The sequence below is a fragment of the Leptotrichia sp. oral taxon 879 str. F0557 genome (assembly GCF_000469385.1).
In the GTDB taxonomy this organism is placed as follows: Bacteria; Fusobacteriota; Fusobacteriia; order Fusobacteriales; family Leptotrichiaceae; genus Leptotrichia; species Leptotrichia mesophila.
In genome coordinates this window covers 18,127-18,409 of the sequence record NZ_KI271299.1, presented here as the reverse complement: position 1 = coordinate 18,409, position 283 = coordinate 18,127, and the positions used below count along the sequence as shown (strand labels likewise).

1 protein-coding gene is annotated in these 283 nt (G+C 46.6%); it reads left to right on the top strand.

From position 1 onward, the window contains the following. On the top strand, window positions 1–283 hold a 283-nt coding region (locus tag HMPREF1552_RS12475), incomplete at both ends, for a filamentous hemagglutinin N-terminal domain-containing protein (protein ID WP_021743618.1).

The following is a 283-nucleotide window of genomic DNA, read 5'->3' as shown; positions in this document are numbered from 1 at the left end:
TACAACACAAGCCTTGACAGGGCTCAGAATGGCGTGCCTATCGTTAATATTTCCACTCCGAATGGCCGTGGTGTAAGTATTAACGAGTTTTTAGAGTACAACGTGGGACGTGAGGGGCAGGTTCTTAACAATGCCGACAACATCGGTAGAAGCCATCTCGCAGGAATTATCAATGCAAATCCAAATCTTGGGCCGAATCAGGCCGCAAATCTTATCCTGCTTCAGGTTAATGGAGCAAACCGTTCTCAGATTGAGGGATATATCGAGGCTCTCAGCAGACAAA